The 4,511-nt window shown below is 49.4% G+C and carries 2 protein-coding genes and 1 pseudogene; 1 reads left to right on the plus strand and 2 read right to left on the minus strand.

The window, feature by feature from the left end; all coding sequences use genetic code 11:
- The first annotated feature begins 300 nt into the window (after positions 1–300).
- A complete protein-coding gene (locus tag ACJHYD_RS24310; protein WP_063866276.1) occupies positions 301–945 on the plus strand; it encodes a quinolone resistance pentapeptide repeat protein QnrB7 in 645 nt (214 codons plus the stop codon).
- 117 nt (positions 946–1,062) lie between these two features.
- On the opposite strand, the pseudogene ACJHYD_RS24315 reads toward ACJHYD_RS24310, so the two are convergent.
- Positions 1,063–1,272 (minus strand): annotated as a pseudogene (locus tag ACJHYD_RS24315) (IS3 family transposase); the annotation flags it as partial.
- 75 nt (positions 1,273–1,347) lie between these two features.
- Positions 1,348–4,365, minus strand: a complete 3,018-nt coding sequence (locus tag ACJHYD_RS24320; protein ID WP_004199413.1) for a Tn3-like element IS3000 family transposase — start codon at positions 4,363–4,365, stop codon at positions 1,348–1,350.
- Between the last annotated feature and the right edge of the window lie 146 nt (positions 4,366–4,511).

Here is a 4,511-nt window from a genome sequence, read left to right on the forward strand (position 1 = left end):
TTATTATGGTGATCCCCTGGGCGAAATGCGCCTGGTAAGCAGAGTTTTTGAAATGTAAGGCCTTTGAATAAGACAAAAGGCTGCCTCATCGCTAACTTTGCAACAGTGCCCTCAAACAGAGCCCAAATAGGGATCTCGAAAAAAGTAATACCCCTCTGGAGGCCACAGACGGCGGGGCCTCCAGAGCACTTTGTCGTTTTTGGACGGAAAATCCCTAGAACCCCATATTGGCGGATTTGACGCATAACCTCATCAGGGTTTACCATGACGCCATTACTGTATAAAAAAACAGGTACAAATATGGCTCTGGCACTCGTTGGCGAAAAAATTGACAGAAACCGTTTCACCGGTGAGAAAATTGAAAATAGTACATTTTTTAACTGTGATTTTTCAGGTGCCGACCTAAGTGGTACTGAATTTATCGGCTGTCAGTTCTATGATCGTGAAAGCCAGAAAGGGTGCAATTTTAGTCGTGCAATGCTGAAAGATGCCATTTTTAAAAGCTGTGATTTATCCATGGCGGATTTTCGCAATGCCAGTGCGCTGGGCATTGAAATTCGCCACTGCCGCGCACAAGGCGCAGATTTCCGCGGCGCAAGCTTTATGAATATGATCACTACACGCACCTGGTTTTGCAGCGCATATATCACTAACACAAATCTAAGCTACGCCAATTTTTCGAAAGTCGTGCTGGAAAAGTGTGAGCTGTGGGAAAACCGTTGGATGGGTGCCCAGGTACTGGGCGCGACGTTCAGTGGTTCAGATCTCTCCGGCGGCGAGTTTACGACTTTCGACTGGCGAGCAGCAAACTTCACACATTGCGATCTGACCAATTCGGAGTTGGGTGACTTAGATATTCGGGGCGTTGATTTACAAGGCGTTAAGTTGGACAACTACCAGGCATCGTTGCTCATGGAACGTCTTGGCATCGCGATTATTGGCTAGTCTTCAGGGAGCGGTGAATATTCCGCCCCCTGCACTGCTTTTTACCCCTCAGGCATCGCTGAAGAGTGGTGTGTGGAAATTTTCCACTCTTTACCGATGTGAATCGCCACAGATAATCTAGACACTTCCGAGCCGTTGATAATACTGGTTTTCATATTCTGTCGGTGACATCTGATCGCTAGAACCATGCCGACGCTTACTGTTATAAAACATTTCGATGTAATCAAAAATATCACTGCGGGCTTCTTCCCGCGTTCCGTAGATCTTTTTCTTTATCCGTTCGCGTTTCAACAACTGGAAAAAGCTTTCTGCAACCGCATTATCATGGGGTTCTAGGGATTTTCCGTCCAAAAACGACAAAGTGCTCTGGAGGCCGCGCCGTCCGTGGCCTCCAGAGGGGTATTACTTTTCGCTGACGGGTAAATATCCCTCGATTGAGCGCATAAGCTCCTCCAGATCTGGCAATTTTTCGCTCAATTCGAAGTGGTAAGTCCCCTTGAGGTTAATGTTGTGCCAGGCCACAGGGGATGCCTGTTTGACGATATCTATTCTCTTGGTATCTCCTTGGTATTCGAAGCTGGTCAACAGCTGGCTGAGTATCCTGGAGTTGAAGTAAACGATGGCATTGGTGACCAGGCGAGCGCACTCATTCCATAGCTGGATTTCTTCGTCTGAACTGCCCCGGAACTGATCCCCATTGACGCTGCTCACGGCCCGACGCAGTTGGTGATAGGCCTCTCCCCGGTTCAGCGCGCGCTGAACATAGTTTCTTAAACTGGCATCATCGATGTAGCACAGTAGATAATTCGCTTTCACCAGGCGATTGTATTCCGTCAGGGCTTCCAGCAGCGGGTGATTGCGCTTGTACTCCGAGAGCTTTCTCACCAAGGTGGCTTGCGTTGTTTTCCGCTGCTTAAGTGATACTGCAATCCGTTGGATGGTATCCCAGTGCTGCGCAATACGATGGGTATTGATTGGCTTTTTTAAGCACAGCTGAATTCGGTGTTCTTTGTCTTCCTTGACATCAAACATGTCATTGATCACTTTGCCAACCTGGGCATAGCGTGGGGCAAACTGGTATCCGAACAGATCCAGTAACGCGAAGTTCACATGGTTCACCCCATGGGTATCGGTTGAGAGCACATCCGGAATGATGTCTGACGTATTGCTCATCAACAAATCAAAGATGTAGTGCGATTCATGTTCGTTGGCGCCGATCACTCTGGCGTTGATCGCAGCGTGATTGGCGATCAAGGTCATGGCAGAAACACCTTTTTGAGTGCCAAAGTACTTCGACGAATAACGGGTTTTGAAGGTCTCGCGCCGGGCTTCGAACTTTTGACCATCGGCACTGGCGTGGATCACATCTTCCTGGATGTTGTAGTACCGGAAGATGGGTAGCTTGGCTGTCGCGTTATTGATGTTGTCGTTAGCAGCATTCAATGTTTCCAGGCGAAGATAGTTCGCCTGGATAGTGCTGAGCTGATCATAGGTACGATCAGAGATCTGTGCCATGCCGTAAATGCCTTGATTGGTTGCATTGCCGACCAGAATTGCCAACAGGTCATATTCATGGGAACGGCTTCTGGATTGGGAACCCAGCACATGAGCGAAGCAGTCAATGAAACCGGTGTCACGATCAACCATGCGCAGTACATCCGCAATCCCCGTTGTGGGAATTTGCTGGAAGAAGGGATTGTTGACCAGATGATGTTTGCTGGCCGAAGGCAGGCGCCAGAAGCGTTTACCCTGCGGATTACGCAAGATGATATTCCGGTTGTCTTCCTGTTCAAGATATTCGCCGACTTCGTACAAACGGGTATCCAATTCCATGGCCATCTGTTTGATCAGCTTTTCAGGCTCCTCCGCTAATTTTGTAAAATGGCTCTGTTGAAGCAGCGTATATTTGTTTTTTCGCCAATGTTCCCCGTCGATCAGGTCGGCGTCGAGTGCCCGGTATTTAGTGATATCAGGCAGCGTCAGCTGGCCATTCAGGCGATCAGGAATCTGTTGATAGAGGAACCACTCATAACGATCGATCAGGATATTCCCTTCACCATCCAGCAGGAATTCACGTGATTTTTTGGAAAGGAGTCTGGTGTCGGCAGTTTGCAACTGAGCGTCCTGGCCGTTGAGTTCGTTTTGTGTTTTCGCCAAGGCGGCCGCTAAGTGCTGGGTGCCGTCGCAGCCTTCGAAGCGCAGACATAGGAACAACTCTCGCAGCAAACCTTTCCGCAGACTTTCTTTCTCGTCGCAGTACTGCCACATGGCTTCATCGACCGATCGTCGCTGCTCGTTCAGGAAGAGACATACAGATTCCAGATCCCTTTTGGTCAGCAGGCTCAGTGCTTGCTGTCTTACTGTTGCAAACGGTAGTTGCAGATCAATGCTGTCATCAATGAACAGGTGCAGTACTTCAGCTGCCTTGCTGACATTTTTAGCTGCTTTTTGCCAATCCTTAAACACCGCTTCCTGCGCATAATCCTTTGCCTTCTGTTTGGTCTGTCTGACATGATGCACAAAGCCATCGGCAATACGTTCCAGCGCTTGCTGCCATCGCGTTTGAAGATAGCACAATAAATACAGCCATTGGCTGCCTACGGTTTGACGTTTCAGTTTGGCACCGTAGTAGTCGACTTTCTCTGCCAGGTGTTGCAGATTTTTCTGCGACAGTGATAGCGTGCTCAACAGCAGATCCACTTCCGGCATCCAATGCTGGATATGGCGATAGACAATCAGTTCTTTCTCCAACTCGGTTCCGGTGAAGTTACGAGCCGATTGTCGCAACTGTCGGAACGGCAGTGGACCTGTGCCGTTCACGAGCTCCGCCAGTGCTTGCTTAAGACCGCGTGACATTGCACGCTCAAGGTGCGCGGCCATGTGTTCCTGTTCGTCTCCCACCACCTGACTGATGATCTTTTGCAGCGTGCTGTAGGCAGGGATTGCGATCTTCTGCCCCGAACAATATTCATTGGCCGCATCGAAGAGGTGCCTAGGCGCTGTCCAGGCTCTGGCTTGCTGGGATAAGTAATCTCTCAACGCCGCTCCATGGTCTTTGACATTCCAGCGCTGGTAGTTGCAGAGCTGGAAAACACGTTGGTAAATCCGTTCGTTCTCTTTTGGCGTGAGATTAAAGGGTCTACAGCCTGGGCCTGGTAGAACGGTTTGATAAACGTATTTGAGGTCCTGCTTGATCTGATGAAAGCCGGGATTCAGCACCACCGGCTTGGCTTTGAAATAGCCCAGCAGTACCACCAGCATGTAACGCTGGCCCCGATGACGGAGGCTTTTAGCGATCGCCAGTTCCTTATCGTTCAGCGAGAAAAAGAAGCGTTGGTCGGCGGAGGTGAAAGCGGGGGGTCCATATAACTCATCTTGTTCTGCCTCGGACAAGATTTGGACACGTTCTTCGAATGCCATGGATTTAGCCCAAAAAGACTAAATCTTACTCAAACAGGCACTGTTGCAAATAGTCGGTGGTGATAAACTTATCATCCCCTTTTGCTGATGGAGCTGCACATGAACCCATTCAAAGGCCGGCATTTTCAGCGTGACATCATTCTGTG

The organism is Escherichia sp. WS1368 (assembly GCF_046487485.1).
Lineage (GTDB): Bacteria > Pseudomonadota > Gammaproteobacteria > Enterobacterales > Enterobacteriaceae > Escherichia > Escherichia coli.